Raw genomic sequence first — 21,572 nt, 5'->3', positions numbered from 1 at the left:
ACGCCCCTTTGGCTTGGGGGCGCCGCAAGGCGGGGCATGCGCAAGCCGCGGCTTCGGCAATGGCCGAGTACCACTGCAATCGCTCCCACCTTTGGACGTGACGCTTTCGCGCGTCGCTGTTTCTCTCCCGATATGTAGTGCGCTGAATGACCGCGTTTGCGGGGATTCGACAAATTCAATTTGGCAATGGATGGCTATCGGAGAAATCGGATCGCGGCTTTGCAATCCTTCCCAGTGCTGTTACCGCTGCGGTCATGCAACGAAACATGTCATCATGAATGGGCGGCGCGCTACGGGTGCCGACGTCGCCCGCGTGGCGGGTGTCTCCAAATCCGCCGTGTCGCGCGCGTTCACCGGCGGCCTGGTGTCTGAAGACGCGCGGCAGCGCATCCTCGAGGCGGCGCGGCTGCTGCGCTACCGTCCCAATGCCAATGCCCGCTCGCTGATCACCAGCCGGTCGCGCTTGCTGGGGCTGGCGATCACCAGCCTCGACAACCAGTTCTATCCAGCGCTGGTGGAACAGCTCCATGAACGCGCAGCCGCAGCCGGCTACCGCATCGTGCTGTTCATCACCCATGGCCAGGCGAGCCTCGACCCGGTTCTGGACGAACTGCTGCGCTACCAGCTCGACGGCGTGATCTTTGCCTCGTCCAGCCTTGCCACGCTCGCCGCGCGCGAATGCCTTGCGGCAGGACTGCCGGTGGTCATGCTCAACAACATCGATCCCGAAGAACGCATTCCCGGCGTCTGCGCCGACAACGCCCATGGCGCACGCGCGATTGCGGCCCATCTGCTTGGGCAGGGACGGCGCCGGCTGGGCCTGATCAGTGGCCTGGCGGAAAGCTCGGCCGGATCCGAACGCGCGCTGCATTTCAAGGATGCGGTGGCTGAACATGCCGAAGCGCGCTTGCTCCAGGCCTGTGGCGAATTCACCGCCGAGGGGACCTATCGCGCCGTGCGCGACCTGCTGGACCGGCCCGATCCTGCCGATGCGCTGTTCTGCGTGACCGACTTCATGGGTCTGTTCGCGGTCCAGGCGGTGCGGGACCTGGGCCTGGTTCCAGGCCGCGAAGTGGCAGTGTTCGGGTTTGACGATGCCCCGGCGGCCGGCTGGCAAGCGTTCGAACTGGCTACTTATGCCGCGCCCTTGGAAGCGATGGTCGATCGCACGCTCAGCGTCCTGATCGACCAGATTGAAGAGGGCAACACCGTCACCGGCGTTGAACGCCTCAAAGGCGAACTGGTCCTGCGTGCCAGCGGCGGGACGCACCGCACCTGAAACCCCGTGCGATCCCGTTGCCAATGACGATCAGAACTCCGACCAGTTTTCGGCCACAGCCAGGTTCGTGGCCATTGGCCGTTGCACGGGCACAGGCACGGGCATGGGCATGGGCATGGGCGCGGGCGCGATGACGCGATCGCTTGCCAGCATGGCTGCCGGTTTGGGTGCTGCGATGGGGGCGGCGCCGGTCCGGGAAATGTGGAATCCCTGAACAAGCTGCGACAGCCGGGTCGATTGATCGGCCAATTGCCGTGCGGCCGCGTTGCTCTGTTCCACCATCGCCGCATTTTGCTGGGTCATGCGGTCCATTTCGCCGGCAGTGGCGCTGACACGCTCCAATGAGTTGGACTGGCTGGCCGCTGTTTCGGCGATCGCGATGACCGATGTCGCGATCTGGTCGATGCTGTCGACGATGGCGGCAAGCGCGTCACCGGTCGCGCCGACCAGGCCCACGCCATCGCGCACCTGCTCGGTGCTGGCATTGATCAGCGTGCGGATCTGGGTTGCCGCGTCCGCAGACCGCTGGGCCAGTGCCCGCACTTCGGTGGCGACCACGGCAAACCCCTTGCCACTTTCGCCTGCGCGCGCCGCTTCCACGCCGGCGTTCAGCGCCAGCAGATTGGTCTGGAAGGCAATCCCGTCGATGACCGAGATGATCTGGGCAATCTCGTCCGAAGAATTCTGGATGCCGGTCATGGCCGCTACTGCCTTGGCCACGACGGTGCCCCCTTGCCGCGCCTCCACCTGAACATCGCGCACGTTCTGCGCAACGGCTTGCGCGGCCGCGGCGTTGCGCTGCACCGTCTGCGTCACTTCGGCAATGCCCGATGTGCTTTGCTCGAGCGCCGCGGCCTGCTGCTCGGTACGCGCCGAAAGATCATCGGATGCAGAACGGATTTCTGCAGAGCCGTTGAGGATGTCGGCAGCGGAATGGGCCACGCCATGGAACGCGGCATCGAGCGCTTCAGCCGCGCTGTTGAAGTTGTCGCGCAGCTTGCCGTATTCTCCGGGCAAGGTCTCATCGACGCGCGCCGTCAGGTCGTTGGCGGCCAATCGCCGAAGGGCGCCGGCCATCGCCGTAACGACGCGCTGCTGGATCGCCGCGTCCTCGCGCAGGACCACCGCCTGCTGTCGAAACATGGCCATGGCCCGCGTCAGACGCCCGACGCAATCCTGATAGGCGGTAAAGCTGACCGGTGAATCCAGGTCACCGGCGGCCAGCGCTTCCATGCGCAAGACCGTGGCGACGTAGGGATCGCAGATGGTCTTGCCAGCCCAGGCAAGCATGGCCACCGATGCGAGAGATAGCGTCAGGATGATCAGCGTAACGGCGTGGCTGGTCACGATATCTTCGACCACGACGATGACGACGGCGACGGTCGCCACCGCCAGAATCGCCTGCATCGCCACGAGAAAGCGAAATTTGGTGCGGATCGGGGCAATTTCCCTGAACCAGGACAGCATGGGCCACTCCGATATCCAGCCGCGCCCAACACGCAGCACAACAGACTCACACGAATGCAGGCACCTTAGCGCGCGGTCCGTTAGCCTTGGTCTATAGCCGCCCTAGGTAGTTGGCCCCATTCCGCCGCACGTGCCGGGCGCGAATGGCGAACGGGTTCTTTGCCCTGCCCCGCTTGCCTGTCGCGGCAAACCCCCGCCTAGGCTTCCCGGTCCTACTCGGCTGGGTCGACCTGCACCGCATCTGCAAAGCGGCGCATCAGCCGGACCAGGTCGGCAACATCCTGCTCTGGCCAATCGGCAAATATCGCGCGCGCCATGGCCTCGCGCGCCATGTCGATCTTGTCGGTCAGGGTTTTGCCCTGGGGAGTAATCGTTGCCTCGCGCACACGGCCGTCCGCCTGGCTAGCGCGGCGTTCTATCAAACCGAGGCTTTCGAGCTTGGTAACCTGGCGGCTTACCGTCGTGTAATCGCGCCCCACGCGGTCGGCCAGGTCGACAATGCCGATCGGCCCAAGCCGCTCGACCATCACCAGCAGCGGAAACAGCGCGCGATCGAGCGCGATGCCCGCCTCGCGCACCATGGCCTCGTCGCGCTGGGGACGATTCATCACACTGACGATATCGATCAGCGCCCCGTGCAGCTCCCGCAGGAGAGCAGAATTAAGTGTATTATGCACTTTTAAGTTTGACTCCGATCAGCCGCCCCGATATGCGTGCATAATACACACATGGAGTTTGCTATGACAAACGGTTTCGCGGCGGATGTGCTGATCTGCGGCGCAGGTGCCGCTGGGCTGACGCTGGCCGTCGACCTGGCGCGGCGAGGCATCTCGTTTCGCCTGATCGACAAGCTGGAGGAACCGTTCCGCGGTTCGCGCGGCAAGGCGATCCAGCCCCGTACCCAGGAAGTTTTCCAAGACCTTGGCATTATCGATCGGATCCTTGCCCTGGGCGGCCCCTACCCCAGGCAGCGCGCGTACCAGCAAGACGGCAGCTTCATCGACTCCGACATGATGGAGGCTGGTTTGCCCACGTTCTCGGAACCGTACCCATTGCCGCTGATGATACCGCAGTTCCTGACCGAGCGCGTCATGCGCGAGCGGTTGGCTGAATTGGGCCACCAGCCGGTCTTCGGCTGCGAACTGACCGGCTTTACCCAGGACGATCATGGCGTGACCGCTCGCCTTGCGACAAAGGCAGGCGAGGAAACGTTGCGCACCCGCTGGCTCGTCGGCGCGGACGGCGGCCGCTCTTTCATTCGTCGCACACTCGACATCGGCTTCCCGGGCAAGACGCTTGGCGTGCGTGCGATCGTCGCCGACGTTGTCCTTACCGGCCTGTCGCGCGACGTATGGCACCGCTTTGGCCTGGATGATCGGCAACGCCAGATTTCTGCCTGCCCGCTGGCCGGAACCGATCTCTTCCAACTGCAAGGACCGGTCGCGATGGATGGCGAGGTGGATCTGTCTGCGCAGGGCTTGACGACGCTGTTGCGCGAGCGGTCAGCCCGGCACGATCTGCTGGTGCATTCGGTATCCTGGGCATCGGCTTACAAAATGAACGCGCGGCTCGCCGATCGCTATCGTGCGCAACGCACCTTCCTCGTCGGCGATGCCGCGCACACGCATCCCCCGACCGGCGGACAGGGGCTGAACACCAGCGTTCAGGATGCCTACAATCTCGGCTGGAAGCTGACGCGGTCATTCACGGTGCTCCGCTTGCGCTGCTCGACACCTATGAAGCCGAACGCCGCCCCGTCGCACAAGCAATGCTTGGACTAGCAACCGGGTTGCTCGATGCGCTGAAAAGCGGCGACATGCGCCGCGGGCGCAACGTGCACCAACTCGATCTTGGCTATCGGGAATCGCCGCTCGCGATGCCCACGCCCGGTCGATCGGGAGACCTGCAGGCCGGAGACCGCGCACCCGATGCCCTGGTTCGCGATGCGGCGGGCCAGCAGCACCGATTGTTCGATCTGTTCAAAGGGCCGCACTGGACGCTGCTTTGCTTTGGCACCGCCCCACTCGCGGCCAGGCCTGGCCTGCAAGTCCACGCAATCGGAAAACACGGTGCCTTTGCCGACGACGCCGGACAATTTCAGGCCGCCTATGGCGTCCATCCCGGCGACTGCGTTCTCGTCCGCCCGGACGGCTATATCGGCGCGATCATCGTCGATCAGGCCACCACGCTCGATGCCTGCCTGGCACTGGCCGGGCTTGGCCCGACCTAGGCTTCGGCCTTCCCAGATATAACCGCACGGCAGCGATCATGGCCGGAATTGACCCAACCAATTCACCAATTTGCTCGCCAAGGCTATGCGCATGTCGGAAAAGCTGTGGTCGGTATCAAGCGTCTCGGCCTCCAGGTGCACCGCACCTGCCTTGCGCGCGGCGACGGCTGCCGTTGCCGCCATGGCGCCAATCCCTCGCTTGGCGCCTATGAGCGCCAGCGGGCGCCCTGCCAGTGCGGGCATCGTCGCCACGAGATCCAACGCCGGGCCCGCGTGGGCCACCTCGTCCATGATCATGGCCTCGCTGGTGCCGGCCAACGGGGGCATGTCACCGCGCACTTCCCCCACCAGGAAAGCTTCGCGTTGCTTGGGATCGGAAAAACTGCGCCCGATCGCGGCAATATCGGCCGGATCGATCAGGAACACCCCAACAACTTTCGGATCATCTGCACCAACCCGCGCCGCAACGATGCCCCCAAGGCTATGCCCGGCAACCGCGATGCGAGATGGGTCGATGGCAAATTGCCGGACGACCTTGTCCGTTCGCAGATAGGCCAGCACATTGGCGGCATCGGCCTGGCAATGGGCAAACGAATAGCTGCCCGGGCTGCCCCATGATCCGCGGTAGTGAAACGTCAGCACGTTCCAGCCCGCCCGGCGCGCGGCTTGGGCCAGGTCAAGGTTCTGCTCGTTGCCGGGAAAACCATGAAGCAGCAGCAGCGTCGGATGGGGGCCAGCCCCTGCCGCCGTATACATCACCGCGTTCAGCGCACCATCGGCAGAAGGAATGACGAAAGCCGCCAGACCGGCCGGGTGACGCGTGTCGACCGGCGGATCGGCGACCACTGCATCAGGTATCTGTGCCGCCAAGGCAGCGACGGGCAATGCCAGCAACAAAGGTAAAAGTGCCCGCCTCATCATGACCCCTTATGCAGAATTAGAAACGCATAGTGCGTGCTGGGCGGCCAGAACACAAGCGAGGCTGGTCCAGGCATTCAAGCGAGCGCGACGTGACCAAGGGCCAATCACCAAAGGACTGGCCCCCGTCCAGAGTACAAAAATGTTGCGGTGTACGCCCACTTCACCTGAAACCGTATATTGGGCTTGTGTCGATCGAGTGGGACATCTGCCTGGGCGCCACCTCCCTGCACCAGTAGGTCAGGAATGGTCTAAAACTACGGCAACCGATGACGATCTGCCAAGGAAAGCATCTTTCCTAGAGCATGGAGGACCTTCGGGCGACTTGAGGCTGTTTTCACCCACGCAGGCAACCGTGCGAATGCCGTCAGTGCGAAACCCTTCCCGCGTTCGCGCAGCATAGCGCCAAGGTAGTATTGAAGATCAACGGCATGCCTTCGGTTGACTGCCCATAGTTCCTTATCGCCAACTTTCGTTTTCAAAAACAAGGGGAGACCAAAAAAGGGATCGCAGCCCTGTTGGAGCCTACGACAAAAGCCACAACCCGATCGACGGTTTGGGGGCTCTTTTCCTGACAAACGAGGTTTGGCAACAGGATTTTCAATCGAAACTCTGGTGCCGCAACTCCCGCATCGTTGAGTATCCTCGTCTGTCGTGTCCTTGTTTTCTCTTCTCATCAAGCAGCTGAAACAGGTCAGATTCGCCATGTTTGCAAGATATCGGCCGTCCATCGATCTAGGGGCGACATTGGCAGGGCCCTTGCAATTGGGACATTCCACCCATAACCCTGCTTCATCCTCAAGGTAGTCGAAAATCGATGAGCTTGGGTCGATTGCTCGTGCCGTTTTACGTGTTCCACGCTGCATTACATAACAATAAAGCTGCAAGGACACACAGGCAAGGCAGTAGGTCCGACAGAGCGCTGCTGCCCCAACTACCGAACTTGGGCATTTCGGCTCACGCGCCAACGAGCGGACGGAATCCCGCCCCGCGCAGACGCCGCTAGGCGGCGTGGACAAATTCCACAGCGCCACGGCTGGAGGCAAAAACCGCCAGTTCAAGGAGGCGAGGTGAAGCAATAGTGGGCCTATTGCTAGCCGAGCCGACGTGGAAATGGCGGTTTTTGGTCCAGCCCCGCAGCGGTTGCCCTGTAAAAGGCCCTGGCAGCGTTGCTCTGCCTTGAAAGAGGCCCACTCTTCCTGCGGCTTCGCGCCTCGCCAGGGCCTTTTACAGGGCAACCGTGGCGTTGTGGAATTTGTCCACGCCGCCTAGGAGCCCAACAGCCTGTGTAAATGCCTCAGAACTTGCTTGCGATCGGTGGCGCAGCCAGTCCGATTGCAGGGCAGGTACCATTTACCCAGACTGTCTTCGTTCTGCGAGACTATGCTCGGCATCTCTTCCATGTAAGTGCGCATGGCGTTCGACAGCCGGAGGAGCACCCCGCAAAGGCGGGATCAACACCGTTGCCAGCCATTGTCCAACCTTATGATGGGCCGACCGGTTCGTTTTCTAAACCGCCGCGCCTACTGCGCCGCCACCGGGAGCACCACGGCGCTGGCCGTGCTGCCGCCGAACCACACGCTTTGCGTGGCCTTGCGATAATCGCCGGGCTTGGCGAACATGATGTTGGGCACGAAGGTCTGCGGATTGCGGTCATAGAGCGGGAACAAGGTGGACTGCACCTGCACTTTCAGCTTGTGCCCCGGCAGGAACACATGGTTCACGTTGGGCAGCGCCCAGTGATAGTGCACCACTTGCCCCGGCTTCAAGGCAGCGGGCTGGACAAAGCTTTTGGCATAGCGGCCGCGGAAAATCTCGATGCCGATCGGCAGTTCGTATCCGGCCATCGACGGGCGGCCGCCCTGATCGGCCGCCTCGGGCACGTCGTTGGGATAGACGTCGATCAGCTTGACCACCCAGTCACTGTCGGTGCCGGTGGTGGCGGCATAGAGGTCCACCTCGGGCGCGCCCATGATGTGCACCGGCTTGTCGAGCGTGGCGGTCTGCCATTCGGCCACGTCGGGCCGGCCCGAGACGAAGCGCTGGTCGTGCACCAGCCAGGGCTTCCACTGCGCGCCGTCTTCCATGTCGATCGGGCGCGGAATGAACGGCACCGGGTGGGCCGGATCGCTGACATAGTCATCGTGCCCGGCGGCGGCCGGCTTGGCAAAGCTGGCGCTGCCTTTGGCGTCGAGATAGAGCGGCGTGCCCTTGCCCATCGGCCAAGCCGCGCTTTCCTGCCACTGGTTGATGCCGGTGGCATACGTCAGCACGGGCGGCGTATGCGGATCGGGCGCATCCTTCAGCCAGTGGTCCAGGAACGGCTTGAGATATTTTACGCGCCATTCGCGCGCGGTGTCCCCGGTGAAATCCAGCGCGCCCAGGCTCGATCCGCCGTGGTTGGCGCCCGAATGGCGCCACGGGCCGATCACCAGCGTGACCATGTCGTTGTTCTTGTCCTTGGGCTCCAGCGCGCGATAGACGGCCGGCGCGCCATAGCTGTCTTCCTGGTCCCACTGCCCCACTTCGATCATCGTGGGCACGGTCAAGGGCCGGGCCGCCAGCCACTTGTCAACCGCCTGGAGAGACCAGAAATCGGTATAGGCCGGGTTTTCCAGCCATTTGCGCACGCCGGGGACCTGGGCAATACCCAGCTTGGCCGCAAAATCGCCCACCGATCCCGCTTCCAGCCAGCGGGTGTAGTCATCTCCCTTGCCCAGCGCGAATTCGCCGCCACCATCGCCCTTGTTGAACCCCTGCGTCGTGGCATAGCTGAGCGAGGAAACCCGGAACGCGCCGTTGTGGAACCAGTCGTCGCCCATCCAGCCATCGACCATGGGGCTTTCCGGCACGGCGGCCTTGAGCGCGGGGTGCGGGTTGATTTCGGCCATCAGCGTGGTGAAGCCCAGGTAGGACGAGCCGATGATCCCGACTTTGCCGTTGCTTTCCGGCACGTTCTTTACCAGCCAGTCGATCGTGTCATAGGCATCGGTCGATTCATCGATGCCCGTGGTGTTGAGCGGCCCGGCGATCGGCCGGTTCATGATATAGGTGCCTTCCGAGCGGTGCATGCCGCGAATGTCCTGGTAGACACGGATATAGCCGTCCTCGGCAAATTCGGCGTCCATCGCCTCGAGAATGTCGACGATGCGCTGGCTCGCCACGCGATGGGTCGATCCATGGGCATCGTAGGGGAGCGCGAGAGCAGGATCGGCCCGCCCTTGGTGCCCTTCTTCATCACGATCACGGTATAGAGCTTGGTCCCGTCGCGCATCGGCACCATCGCTTCGCGCCGGATGAAATCGGCAGACGGCAGCACCTGATCGAACGCGTCCACCACATCGGGCGTCATTGGCGTTACGGCAGCCGGCGCCGCGCCTTGCGCCAAGGCCGGGGCGGCCAGCGCCAGCGTGAGAAACGAAGCCGATGCCAGGGACAGGATGGAGCGCATGGGGGGCACTTTCAGCAGGAAACACGCGCAAGGCAGTTGCGCGCGAAACCTTCTAACGCCGCATCCCGCAAAGAAAAGCGCCGATTATGCCGCCTGCGCCAAGGGATCCCACCCGCGCTGGCTGCGCCAGTCGACAGGCAGGTCGGCAAAGCGCGACAGCGCCAGCTTGTCGATTTCGGCAAAGCTCACTTGCCCGTCGATCACCAGGTCGCGGATCGCGTGGCCAGACGCAGGCGAAAGCCCGAACCCGACGCCCGACATCGTGGCGATGGTGACATTGTCCGGGTGGCGCAGCCGGTCGATGATCGGGCGCCCATCTGGCGTGTTCTCGATGATGCCGGACCACGAGCGGATCACGTTCAAGTGCGCCGCGCCGGGCAGCAGTTCGGCCACGCGCCGCGCCAGGTTGCGCGCCAGCGGCGTGGCGGGCCGCGCGGCCGGGCCGGCGGGATCGGTGTCGATCCATTCGTGCGGCCCGCCGCCATAGGCGAGGTTGCCGCGCAGCGTCTGCCGGCCATAGAGGCCGTTGCCATCCACCCCGCCCCAGCGCATCAGCGGCGCCGGCTCGGTCACGATCATTTCCGCGCGCGCGGCGGCCAACGGCACGTCCACGCCCAGCGGCGCCATCAGCCCGGCAATCTGCGGCCCGGCGGCCACCACCAGCGCATCGCAGGCAAACGTGCCCTGCGGCGTCACCACCCCGGTGGCGCGCCCGCCGGCCACCTCGATAGAGAGCGCCGGGCAATGCTGGAGAATGCGCCCGCCCAGATCCTGCGTGGCCCAGGCATAGGCCTGCACCGTGCGCTGCGGATTGGCATGGCCACCAAAGCGCAAGTGGATGCCGCCCAGGCAGTTGTCCCCGGCCAAGGGCACCATCTCGCGCGCCTGCTGCGCGTCGATCTTGTCCACCCGATAGCCCATGTCGCCGCACATGCCGGCGATATAGTGATAGTGGTGCAACTGCCGCTCGCTGACGGCGATGATCACCCGCTCGCGCTGGTATTCGGTGGGATAGCCCAGCAGCTCGTCCATCAGCGGCCACATCCGCTGCTCCTCGTCGAACAGCGGGCTTTGATAGTGGGAGGCGCCACCGCCGTTGCGGCTGGAGGCTTCCCAGCCGACCACGCCCTTGTCGAGCACCATGACATCCACGCCCGAGCGCGCCAGCCACCATGCCGCCGAAAGGCCCGTAACCCCTGCCCCGATCACGATGACCGAAGCGCCATTTGCCGATTTCGTCATGCCGCGTCCCGTCATCAAAGGTGCATGTTGCCGCCCAGCACTTCGCGGTGCATCGCTTCGCGCTCGGTGCCGATGTCACGATAGGGCGTCCATTGCGTGGGAATGCCGAACCACACGTCCCAGCCGTCGCGCATGGCTTCGGCCTCGTTCCAGTCGGCCAGGACCTTGAGCGCGAGCGGCCGGACCGGGGCGCGCCACCCCGCGCGCGGGGCCTGCTCCACGGGCAGGTTCGATCCCATCGCCAGCAGCATGCCCACCTGCTCGCGGCAACGCCGCGCCTGGCAGGCGCCCATGCAGGCGCGGGTCAGGCGCTTGATCTGTTCCTGATCGGGCGGGCCATCGGCCAGCAGCGTTTCCAGGCTGCGGCAGCCCAGCTTTTCCGGGCGCGGCAGATAGTTCGGCGGTTGCACGCCCAGCAGGTCGGCCCGGCTCACTTCCTCGCACTGGCAGACATGCACAGTTTCGGGCGTGGCCGCCACCAGCACGCGCAGCCATGCCTGGCGATAGGCCAGCCGGTCGAACGCTTCCGGCGCGGATTCGGCCGAAGCTTCGTCCAGCCCAAGCGCCTGGCGTGCCACGGCGCGGCCTTGCGCGGCGGCGGCCTGTTCGCTCTGGCCCAGCCCGGCGCAATCCCCGGCGATGAACACGCCCGGCACGGCCTGCCCAGCCAGCGCCTGGGGCACATGGCCACCGCGCGCGCTGTCCGTCACGATGCGCCCGCCCGCCACGTCGAGCAGTTCGATCGCCGGCACCACGTCCACCGCCATGCAGATCGTGTCGCAGTCCAGGGTGTGCTGCGGCCCATCGCCGCCCACCGGGCCGATCACTGCAGCGCGCACCCCGTCGATGCCGCTGGGCGCACCCCGGATCACCGTGCCGCAATGGATCGGCACGCCCATGGCCTGCAAGGCGGCCACTTTGCCCGCATCGCCCTGCGGCGCGGGCAGCACTTCGATCAGCGCGGCCACCTCCAGCCCCTTGTCCAGCGCCAGTTGCGCGGTATCGAGCGCCAGATCGCTCGACCCCAGCACCACCACGCGGCGCCCGGCAAAGGCATCATAGCGGGTGAGCAGCGCATGCAGCCCTTGCGCGCCCATCACGCCGGGTTGCGCCCAGCCATCGAAGGCCAGCGCCAGATCGCGCGCGCCAGTGGCCAGCACGATGGCCTTGAAGCCCACGGTCCACGAACGCTCCTCGTCGGCCAGGCCCAGCATCGGCTCGGGCAGCGCGCCCAGATTGGCGCGGTTGCGCCACAGGCCCCAGGCATAGACGCCCAGTTGCACGTCGATGCCGGCGTCGAAAGCCTGTTCGAACAGCGGCTGCGCCATGAACACCTGCTCGATCATGCGCGCCTTGGCCTGCACCGCGCCGGTCATGCGCCCGCCGAACCAGAATGGCACATCGCTGCCCATCTGCGCAGACGAAACCGGATGCTCGTCCACCAGCAGCACGCTGGCGCCTTGCGCGGCGCCTTCCAGCGCGGCGGCCAGGCCCGCCGGACCGGCGCCCACCACCACCAGATCGTAATGCGCATCGGCGCCCGGCAGCTTGCCGTTGACGGCATGGGCATCGGTGCCGGTGAAGTCTTCGTTGCTGTCGCTCACACCACCTCCAGCGCCTGCGCCAAGTCGGCGATCAGGTCGTCTTCGTGCTCGATCCCCACCGACATGCGGATGGTGCCGTCGGTAATGCCGCCCGCCAGGCGCTTTTCGGGCGCCACCGCATAGTGCGTGGTGCTGGCCGAATGGCACACCAGGGTTTCCGATCCGCCCAGGCTGACCGCCACTTTCATCAGGCGCAGCGCATCGAGCATGCGGAACGCTTCGGCCTCACCGCCCTTGAGGTGGAACGAGAAGGTCGATCCCGCGCCGCTGCACTGCCGGTCGAACACCGCGCGCTGCGGGCTGCCCTCGGGCAGGAAGCCGAGGTAGGTGATGCCCGCCACCTTGGGATGGTCGCGCAGGAATTCGGCAATCGCGCGGGCATTGCGCATCGCCCGTTCGGACCGCACGTGCACGCTTTCCATCGAACGCAGCACCAGCCAGCTGGTGAAGGGATCGAGGTGGCTGCCCAGCGTGGTGCGCAGCAGGCGCAAGGGCGCGATCAGGCCAAGCCGCCCGGAAACCCCGCCTGCCAAGAGATCGCTATGCCCGCCGCAATATTTGGTTAGCGAGGTCATGCACAAGTCCACCCCCAGCGCGATGGGGCGCTGGGCGAACGGCCCGAGCAGGGTGTTGTCGCACACCACCACCGGGCGGCGGCCGGTGCGCGCGCCGATCTCGTCGGCCAGGGCCACGATCATCGGCAGGTCGGTGATCGCCGCGGTGGGGTTGGCAGGCGTTTCGATCACGATCATCGCCAGTGGCCCGGCGGCCAGCGCCTTGTCCGCCTGGGCACGCACGTGATCGGCGTCGCAGCCATCGGTGATGTCAAACGGCGTCACGCCGAACTGCGGCATGAACTGGTTCAGCAGCCCATCGGTGCCGCCATAGATCGGGCGCGAATGCAGCACGCTGTCGCCCGGGCGCAAGTGCGCCAGCGCAATCGCGCTGTGCGTGGCCATGCCCGAGGCAAAGACGGCGGCGCTTTCCGCCCCGTCCACCGCCGCCAGCCGGCTTTCCAGCATATCGAGATTGGGATGGCCCAGGCGCGCATAGATGTGATGCGTCTGGCCCACTTCCGGCCCGGTGCCGTCGAAATAGGCCTCGTGAATGGCCTTGGCCTGGGCGGCGGATTCATAAACGAACGTGCTGGTCAGGTAGACCGGCGGCTTGGCCGCGCCGCCGGCGCTGGCGGGATCGTAGCCATGCGCCACCGCCAGGGTTTCGGGCCGCACGCCCGGCGCGTCAGGCCGCATGGCTCAGGTCCTTCGCCGCCGGGGCTTCTTGGCCCAGCTTTTCATCCAGGTATTCCCGTGCCTTGGCGCAGTACCAGTCGACAAAGCGCACCACCAGAACTTCGGCCTCGGGCGAATAGGGGCCGGGGTGTAGCCGGGACTGTCCACGCCCTGCTGGTTGTTTTCGGCCAGTTCCTTGTCCTGCAGGTTGGTCGTGTTCCACAAGTGGACCAGGGCGGCGCGGTCGTAATCGACGCCTTCCACCGCGTCTTGGTGCACCAGCCACTTGGCCGTCACCAGCGTTTCGCGCGGGCCGATCGGCATCGCGCTGAAGAAGAACAGATGGTCGCCCACGGCATGGGCAAAGCTGTGCGGTTCCAGTGCCCAGCGCAGCGAGCCGACATCGCCATTACCCGCCGCGACCATCGGCTTGGCCACCAAGGGCTGCCCGTCCATCGACATCGACTGCATGCCGGGATTGAGCGGGAAGCGGATCGCCTGCCACCAGTCTTCGCCCACCGGGCCGAGCGGCAGGCCCAGTTCCTGCATCCGCGCTTCGTATTGCGCGGCATGGTCCGCCTCGCCGAATTCGAAATACGCCGATGCGCTGACCGGAAAGGTGCGCGCCAGCTCCGGGTGGGAGGCCTGGCAATGATAGCATTCGCGCCCGTTTTCCAGCACCAGCTTCCAATTGGCATATTCGGTCAGCGTCTCGACATGGGCGACTTTGGCATGGGCCAGGTCGTGCGGCGCCAGCAGCGCTTCCATCTCTCGCCGGAAGGCTTCGAACGGTGGAGGATTGTCGGCCAGGCAGATGTAGATCACGCCAGACACCACCTCGATCCGCACTTCGCGCAGGCCATGCTCGGCATTGTCGAAATCTTCGGGCATGCGCGCCGCGCTCAACAGCGAACCATCGAGGTTATACGTCCAGCGGTGATAGGGGCAGACCAGGCGCGGCGAGCGGCCCGTGCCTTCCTTGCACAGCATCGCGCCGCGATGCCGGCAGGAATTGTGAAACGCGCGGATCGTGCCGGTCTTGTCGCGCACCAGCAGGATCGGCCAGCGCCCCACCTTGAGCGCGGAATACGATCCCGTTTCCGGCAGTTCGCAGGTAAAACCGGCCATCAGCCACGAGCGGCCATAGATCGCGGCCATGTCGAAATCGAACATGGCCGCATCATTGTACAGCGCCTGTGGCAGGCTGTGGCCGGGGCGGCGTTCGTCCAGCTTGGCCTTGATGTCGACCAGGTTCACCCGTTTGCGTCCTTCTCAATATGGTCCGCCGGGTTTGGCACGGCGCGCCCGGCGCCCGCGAATCCGATTAAGTCATGCCCGCATGCGATTTTCGCCGTGGCGGGGCTTGCGCAAAAATCCGATGGAATTGACGCAGATCAAGGAAGCGCGCATTTCTGGCAGATCCAGGCATGCCTTAAGGGAGCCACGACCATCGGACCGAACGGGCTCATCAATCGTCGCTGGTTGCCCTTGAATGCCCTGCGCGCGTTCGAGGCGGTGGGCCGCTATCTGAGCTTCACGGCGGGCGCCCAGGCGCTGACCGTGACGCAAAGCGCGATGAGCCGGCACGTGAGCAGCCTGGAAGACCTCATCGGCAAGCCCCTGTTCGAACGCAGCGCCTCGGGCTTGCGCCTGACGCCTGCAGGCGAAGTCTTGTTGCCGGTGGTCAGCAAGTGCCTGGACCGGATGGAACAGACGCTCAACGTGGTGCGCAACCAGGACATGGAAAGCCGCCCCTTGCGTGTGCATATCCCGCCCTCGCTGCTCTACCAGACCGCGCTGCCGCTGATCCACGGGTTCCGCCGTGAGCACCCCGAAATCCGCATCGACGTGTCGACCTCCAACGTTACCGGAGCGCCGCCGGGCAATCTCGACATGATGATCGTGTTCGACCGGCCCAACGTGGGTGACATGGTCACCGATCTCCTGTGGATGGTGCGCGTGGCCCCGCTGTGCTCGCCCGCCACGTGGGAACAGCACAAGGGCAAGTCGCTGGAGGAATTCCTCAATTCCGCCGACTTGCTGCACGTGAAGCTGGAAGGCGAGGCGCGCGGCCTGTTGTGGAGCAGCTATGCCGACCAGCAGCGCATCGCGCTCGATTGCACCGACGGCCTGGCGTTCGACACCGCCTTTTCCGCCGTGCGCTATGCCATCGGCGCTTCCGGCGTGGTCCTGGCCGATATCGACATGTTCGCCCCCGAAATCGCCGCCGGCAACCTGGTCATGCCATTCGATGCCGTCGCTGCCGATGGCTATGGCTATTATCTCAAACTGCATGCCGAAGACCTGTCGGACCCGGCGATCTACCTGTTTCGCGAATGGATCATCCGCCATTTCGCCCAGCCTCGCGGGCAGGAAGACACCGCCGAGGCCGAGCACAAGGCGCAGATCGTGGCCAAGGTCTAAGGCCGGGTGGCAGCCAAGCACGAAGCTGGCAATTTCATTTCAATATGTTACGATGGGGGAATGGCAAAACTCACCCCCTTTGGCGCCCTGCTGGTCTGCGCCGTGATCGGCCTGTTGACCCATAAGTTCGGGCTGTGGTTTCCCATCGGCATCGTCGCCTTCCTCGTGGTGAGCGTGATCCAGAACAGGCAGCGCGGTTGAGCGCTGCGGGCCCGCCTCAGGTTTGGGCCGGGCGATCCGACGGGTCTGTGCCACCGCGCCCGCTGCGGATGGTCTGCGGGCCGTTCATGTATGCCACCCCACTTGCCGGCGTATCGGTCGCCCAATCGCTGACCAGCGTGCGTCGGGCGATGCGCCATTGCCCGGCGCGGCAAGCGTATTCATCCACATAGCGGCCAGCGATAAACAGGTCGCGCGCTTCGCCTTGCGCACCGGTCACGCCGTGCCACGCCTGGAAATAGCATTCGCCGCGGGCGTGGCCCGCATCGTGGATGGCGATACGGCATTGCCCCAGCATGTGGTGGCTGGCCTGCATCTGCCCCAGGAAGCCGAAGGCAAAGGTGGCGAAGCCATCGAGATCGCCGGCATAGACGCCACAATCGATCTGCGCATCGCGATGAAACGCGCTGCGGAACAGCGCCTCGTCCAGCCGGTCCAGTCCGCGCATGTAGCGGGCGAGCGCATCGCCGATGTCGCGCCGCGCGCAATAGTCGGCCAGGGGATCTTCAAGTGCGCCGATCATAGCTTTACCACCACTTTGCCCAGGCTCTTGCCGGTCAGCATGCGGTCATAGGCGACCAGCACGTTTTCCAGGCCCAGGGTTTCATCCATGTCGGACACCAGCTGCCCGGCCTCGAACCAGGCCATGAGCTGCGGGAGGAATTCCGCGCCGCGGTGCAGGAAATCGGGAATGAAGAACCCCTCCACCCGCAGCCGTCGCATCAGGATCTGGTCAAACCGCGCCGGCCCCGGCAGGGGCGCGTCGGCATCATAGGCCGCGACCAGCCCGCACACCGCCACACGCCCGTAATGCGCCATGTTGGGCAGCACGGCATCGAGCAGCGGGCCGCCAACATTATCGAAATAGCCGTGCACGCCGCCATCCACTTGCGCCAGCCGCGCCGCGACATCCTCGTGCTTGTAGTCGATCGCCTGGTCGATCCCCAGGTTTTCCAGCAAGTATCGGCACTTGTCCGGTCCACCGGCAATGCCGATCACGCGCAGGCCCAAGTTGCGCCCGATCTGGCAGGCCAGGCTGCCGGTGGCCCCGGCAGCGGCGGAAACCACCAGCCATTGTCCCGTCGCCAGGCCGAGCACTTCGCGCACGCCGACATAGGCGGTCCAGGCATTCATCCCCAGCGCGCCGAAATGCTGTCGGATGTCGGCCACGCTTTCGTCCACCGCCACCAGGCCGACGGCATCGGGCAAGACCGTGCTGAACCGTGCCCACTGCCCAAAGCCGCGCACCAGCGTGCCCTCGGCAAAGCGCGCATCGCGGCTTTCGCTTACCCGCCCCAGCACCAGCCCCATCATCTTGGCGCCCAGCGGCAGCGGCGGTTGATAGCCATCGGTGCGCGCGCTCATCCACATGCGCGTGCCGGCATCCATCGACAGGTATTGCGCCGCGATGCGCACTTCGCCGGGCGCCAGCGGCGGCAATGCCTCTTCGCATAGTGTCAGCGCGCTGGCGAAATCGTGGCCTTGCGGCCGCGCGTCCAATCTCCAGAATCGGTTGTGCGCCATGGCCTTGGGCCTCCTCTCCTATCGTTGGGTGGTTTGCTGCCCGCTGGCCCACACGCCGCCACCTAGCCAAAGGATTAGGCCTATTCATTGTCGGAGGCGGGAGCCTGCCGCCGGACGTGGCTTAACCCTGCGCCATCGGGACCAAGAACGACAACGACCCGCCTGAACACCCACAAAAGACGCGCGCCAAGCCGTCGCAGGGAGAGAACGATGCCTCGCAAAGCCCATCGCCTGATGGCTGCGGCCGCCTTTGGCCCGCTGACTCTGACATCCATCGCCATGGCCCATGCCGCCGAAGCACCACCACCCGCGCCGGGCGCCAGCGAAACCGCCGGTGCCGAAAATTCCGGCACTGAAAACGCAGGCCTGGCCGAAATCATCGTCACCGCACGCAAGCGGGTGGAAAGCGCGCAATCGGTGCCCGTGGCGGTCACTGCCATTTCCGCGCAGACCCTGGTGCAGCGCGATATCACCAGCATCGAAAAGATCGCCGCCGCCACGCCCAGCCTCACCGTCGGCCACGCCTCCAACGGCTCGGCCGCGCAAGTGGCACTGCGCGGGATAGGCTCCTCCTCCACCTCGATCGGCATAGAACAGTCAGTCGCCACGGTGGTGGATGGGGTCTATTACGGCCAGGGCCGCGTGCTGGAAGAAGGGTTCTTCGACCTGGCCGGGGTGGAAGTGCTCAAGGGCCCGCAAGTGCTGTTCTTCGGCAAGAACGCCACGGCCGGGGTCATTTCGATCAAGACCGCCGATCCCACGCCCACCTGGCAGTTCCGCACCAAGGCCAGCTATGAATTCAAGGCCAAGCAGGCGCAGTTGGAAGGCGTGGCCTCCGGCCCCCTGACCGATGACCTGGGCCTGCGCGTGGCGGTGCGCGGCACCAAGGCCTGGGGCGGCTATTACGACAACGTGTCCCAGCCCTTTGCCATCACGTATCCGCTTTCGCCCACCCCCAGCCCGACCTACACCTCCAATCCCACCAGCAGCGACCAGCCGGGCAATCGCGAATTCCTGGGCCGCGTGACCCTGAAATACGAACCCAGCAGCGCGCTGACCGACACGCTCAAGGCCTCTTTCGATTACAACAAGGCCAACAATTCCAGCTACAACTACGTGGCCTATAGCTGCCCCACCGGGAAGACGCAGATCAACGGCTATACCTGCGGGTTCAACTTCGTCACCCACCAGAACAATCTGCCGGCGGAAGTGGCCAAGAATTTCCCCTATGCCGGCGATGGCAGCCTCTACAACCGCTACAAGTCTGCCGCGGTCACTAACAATTTCAACTACGATCTCGACAAGGTGACGATCACCAACGTCACCAACTATAACTGGTACAACAACCGCTGGCTCTGCGCGTGCGAGTTCAATTCCAGCGCCAGTTCCGTCTGGGCCACGGAAAATTCCAGCTGGCAGGCCTTTTCCAACGAGCTGCGGGCGCTCACGCACTATGATAGCCCGGTCAACCTGATGGCCGGCGTGCTCTATCAAAAGACCCGCCGCGATTTCGCGCAGTTCGTCAGCTACAGCTACAACAACATCCCCAGCCAAGGCGCCAACCAGTACCAAGACGGCACCAAGTCGAGCTATACCCGCGGGGAAACCATTTCCGGCTTCGCCCAGGCGATCTGGAAGATCGGCCCGCAGGTGGAATTCGACGCCGGCGTGCGCTATACCCATGAGACCAAGGACAGCTTCTTCATCCAGCCTTACACCAGCCCCACGTTCATCGGCGTGTGGCCGATGGGCGCGGCATCCAAGGTGACGGCGCATCAGGTGTTCAACAACTGGTCGCCCGATTTCTCGCTGACCTACAAGCCGCTGCAAGACGTGATGCTCTACGCCGCGTACAAGACGGGCTACAAGTCCGGCGGGTTCTCCAACGGCGGGATCTATTCGCTCGCCTCGGCCAATCCAGCCGCCGATTTCGTGTTCAACCCCGAAACCGTGCAGGGCTTCGAAGGCGGGATCAAGAGCACCCTGGCCGATCACCAGTTGCGCCTGAACCTCAACGTCTATTCCTACAAGTACAAGAACTTGCAAACCGACTACTTCGATTCCGTCAAAGTCGCGTTCCAGACCCTGACCGCCGACGCCACGACCAAGGGCGCCGAGCTGGAATTCGAATTCGCGCCGCGCGCGGTTTCGGGCCTCAACCTGCACGGCAGCGTGAATTACAACGACGCCAAATACAGCAATTTCCCCGTGGCGCCGTGCTTTGGCGGCCAGAGCATTGCCGAAGGCTGCAATCTCACCACGGCGGGCACGCCGATCGCGGCCGGTGGCACCGGTTCACGCCAGAACCTCACGGGCAAGGCGCTGGGCATGGCGCCGCACTGGACCGGCACGCTGGGCCTCAATTACGAAACCCCCGTGGGCAATGGCCTCAAGGCCGGGTTCAACGTGGATACGCGCTACAGTTCCTCGTACCTCGTATCGGGCTTTGGCGAGTCCTTTTCGCGCAACCCGGCCTACGCCCTGCTCGACGTGGGGCTGCGCCTTGGCGCCCGCGACGATAACTGGCAGGTGGCGATCATCGGCAAGAACCTGACCAACAAGCAATATATCAGCGGCGGTGTCGATGCCCCGCTGACCGGCAGCGGCACGGGTACGGCCAACGCCACCCATGCCGATCTCATGGGCTTCGGCGCCCTGCCCCGCACGGTGCAGATTGCCCTGACCAAGAATTTCTGACGGCACGCGGCAAGCGCGTCATTCGACAACCCAGGGCGCGGGTGCCGGCATTGCGGCACCCGCGCCTTTTTGCATGGACGATGCGGTTGGCGCGGCGGCACCAATCCGTTAACGGGCTAGCGTGCCGGCCTGTCCGGCGCGGGACCCAAAAACGCAGAACGAGGGAGCCACGCTCCATGCAAGCCTTTCGCGGCTCGATGATCTTCACGGTCGTCTGCCTGATCCTCGCCGGGGTGCTCGGCTATGTCGAAACCGGCCAGCTTGGCCCGGCGCTCTCGATGGTGTTCATCGCCGCCGTCCTGGGCGTGATGGAAACCTCGCTCAGCCTCGACAATGCCGTGGTCAACGCCTCGATCCTGAAAGACATGGACCCGGTGTGGCAGCGCCGCTTCCTCACCTGGGGGATCATCATCGCGGTGTTCGGCATGCGCATCGTCTTCCCCGTCCTGATCGTCTCGTTCGCGGCGCTGGTTTCCCCGTGGGAAGCCGCGCGCATCGCGATTGCCGACCATGCCCGCTATGAAGCGATCGTCACCGGTGCACATATCGGCATTTCCGGCTTTGGTGGCGCTTTCCTGATGCTGGTGGGTCTTTCGTTCTTCTTCGATGCCGATCGCGAACACCATTGGCTGGGGCTGATCGAACGCCCGCTCGCAGCCGTCGCGCGCCTGCCCCTCGCGCCCTACATCGTCACCGCGATCGTGGTTGCCGCGCTCTCGTTCTGGCTGCAGCAGGGCGAGCAGAAGACGTTCCTGATGGCCGGCCTGGCGGGCGTCGCCACTTATTTCGCGGTGCAGAAGTTCGGTGACCTGATGGGCGGCGAGGAAGACTCTGCCACCGGCAAAGTGGTGCGCTCGGGCGCGGCGGCCTTCGTCTATCTCGAATTCCTCGACGCCTCGTTCTCGTTCGACGGGGTGATCGGCGCCTTTGCCATCACCAACGATATCCTGCTGATCGCGCTGGGCCTGGGCATCGGCGCGATGTTCGTGCGCTCGATGACCGTGGCCCTGGTGCGCGGCGGGCACCTGAGCGAGTTCCGCTTTCTGGAGCCGGGCGCGTTCTATGCCATCGTCGCGCTTTCGGTGATCATGCTGATCAGCATCCGCGTGCATGTGCCCGAAGTCGTCACCGGGCTGGTCGGCGCGGTGATCATCGGCCTGTCGCTCTATGCCTCGATCCAGCACCGCAAGCGCTTTCCCCATGAATACGAGGAGCAGGGCGAAGCCGATGTGATCCTGCCCAGCGGTGATGTGCTGCCCGGCCAGCACATCACCTGAGGGACAGG

General features: G+C 64.7%; 14 protein-coding genes and 2 pseudogenes. 6 read left to right on the top strand and 10 right to left on the bottom strand.

Annotated elements, in window-relative coordinates:
• The first annotated feature begins 274 nt into the window (after positions 1–274).
• A complete protein-coding gene (locus tag R9J51_RS21285) occupies positions 275–1,279 on the top strand; it encodes a LacI family DNA-binding transcriptional regulator (RefSeq protein ID WP_179562525.1) in 1,005 nt (334 codons plus the stop codon).
• 30 nt (positions 1,280–1,309) lie between these two features.
• On the opposite strand, the gene R9J51_RS21280 is transcribed toward R9J51_RS21285, so the two are convergent.
• Entirely contained in the window at positions 1,310–2,746 is a 1,437-nt protein-coding gene (locus R9J51_RS21280; protein WP_218847446.1) for a methyl-accepting chemotaxis protein, read from the bottom strand.
• 212 nt (positions 2,747–2,958) lie between these two features.
• Entirely contained in the window at positions 2,959–3,423 is a 465-nt protein-coding gene (locus tag R9J51_RS21275; protein ID WP_432788075.1) for a MarR family winged helix-turn-helix transcriptional regulator, read from the bottom strand.
• A 63-nt stretch (positions 3,424–3,486) separates the two neighbouring features.
• Here R9J51_RS21275 and R9J51_RS21270 point away from each other — a divergent pair.
• Positions 3,487–4,976: pseudogene (locus R9J51_RS21270) on the top strand (FAD-dependent oxidoreductase).
• A gap of 36 nt (positions 4,977–5,012) precedes the next feature.
• Here the strand turns inward: R9J51_RS21270 and R9J51_RS21265 are convergent.
• The 6 genes and pseudogenes from R9J51_RS21265 to R9J51_RS21240 all read right to left on the bottom strand — a co-directional run bounded on the left by R9J51_RS21265 (position 5,013) and on the right by R9J51_RS21240 (position 14,680).
• Positions 5,013–5,894 carry an alpha/beta fold hydrolase gene (locus R9J51_RS21265; protein WP_179562533.1) on the bottom strand — a complete coding sequence of 294 codons (882 nt, stop codon included), beginning with the start codon at positions 5,892–5,894 and terminating at the stop codon, positions 5,013–5,015.
• Positions 5,895–7,417: 1,523 nt separating this feature from the next.
• Positions 7,418–9,345: pseudogene (locus R9J51_RS21260) on the bottom strand (CocE/NonD family hydrolase).
• Between the two features lie 84 nt (positions 9,346–9,429).
• Entirely contained in the window at positions 9,430–10,587 is a 1,158-nt protein-coding gene (locus R9J51_RS21255; protein WP_432788074.1) for an NAD(P)/FAD-dependent oxidoreductase, read from the bottom strand.
• Positions 10,588–10,601: 14 nt separating this feature from the next.
• The gene (locus R9J51_RS21250) at positions 10,602–12,191 is read right to left on the bottom strand and encodes an FAD-dependent oxidoreductase (protein ID WP_432788073.1); all 1,590 of its coding nucleotides are present in this window, start codon (positions 12,189–12,191) and stop codon (positions 10,602–10,604) included.
• Positions 12,188–13,444: a cystathionine gamma-synthase family protein gene (locus R9J51_RS21245; protein ID WP_179562539.1), complete on the bottom strand. Its 1,257-nt coding sequence runs from the start codon at positions 13,442–13,444 to the stop codon at positions 12,188–12,190. Before R9J51_RS21245 ends, R9J51_RS21250 begins: the two co-directional genes overlap by 4 nt.
• 3 nt (positions 13,445–13,447) lie before the next feature.
• Positions 13,448–14,680 carry an aromatic ring-hydroxylating oxygenase subunit alpha gene (locus R9J51_RS21240; protein ID WP_432788072.1) on the bottom strand — a complete coding sequence of 411 codons (1,233 nt, stop codon included), beginning with the start codon at positions 14,678–14,680 and terminating at the stop codon, positions 13,448–13,450.
• 231 nt (positions 14,681–14,911) lie between these two features.
• Here R9J51_RS21240 and R9J51_RS21235 point away from each other — a divergent pair, with 231 nt between their 5' ends.
• Positions 14,912–15,847 (top strand): LysR family transcriptional regulator, encoded by a 936-nt coding sequence (locus R9J51_RS21235; protein ID WP_432788071.1) that lies wholly within the window; start codon positions 14,912–14,914, stop codon positions 15,845–15,847.
• A 60-nt stretch (positions 15,848–15,907) separates the two neighbouring features.
• A complete protein-coding gene (locus tag R9J51_RS21230; protein ID WP_168557379.1) occupies positions 15,908–16,048 on the top strand; it encodes a hypothetical protein in 141 nt (46 codons plus the stop codon).
• 16 nt (positions 16,049–16,064) lie between these two features.
• Here the strand turns inward: R9J51_RS21230 and R9J51_RS21225 are convergent, their stop codons facing one another.
• Positions 16,065–16,589, bottom strand: a complete 525-nt coding sequence (locus R9J51_RS21225; RefSeq protein WP_179562543.1) for a nuclear transport factor 2 family protein — start codon at positions 16,587–16,589, stop codon at positions 16,065–16,067.
• Complete coding sequence (locus R9J51_RS21220) at positions 16,586–17,590, bottom strand: MDR family NADP-dependent oxidoreductase (protein WP_179562545.1); 1,005 nt, start codon at positions 17,588–17,590, stop codon at positions 16,586–16,588. The genes R9J51_RS21225 and R9J51_RS21220 overlap by 4 nt, the downstream gene beginning before the upstream one ends.
• Positions 17,591–17,800: 210 nt before the next feature.
• Here R9J51_RS21220 and R9J51_RS21215 point away from each other — a divergent pair, with 210 nt between their 5' ends.
• Positions 17,801–20,287: a TonB-dependent receptor gene (locus tag R9J51_RS21215; protein WP_246866266.1), complete on the top strand. Its 2,487-nt coding sequence runs from the start codon at positions 17,801–17,803 to the stop codon at positions 20,285–20,287.
• 176 nt (positions 20,288–20,463) lie between these two features.
• Positions 20,464–21,564, top strand: a complete 1,101-nt coding sequence (locus tag R9J51_RS21210) for a DUF475 domain-containing protein (protein WP_168557382.1) — start codon at positions 20,464–20,466, stop codon at positions 21,562–21,564.
• The last annotated feature ends 8 nt before the right edge of the window (positions 21,565–21,572 follow it).

It is taken from the genome of Novosphingobium rhizosphaerae (assembly GCF_050920675.1).
GTDB lineage: Bacteria > Pseudomonadota > Alphaproteobacteria > Sphingomonadales > Sphingomonadaceae > Novosphingobium > Novosphingobium rhizosphaerae.
Note: the sequence above shows the minus strand (reverse complement) of the source record. Positions and strands in the feature narration are given on the sequence as shown.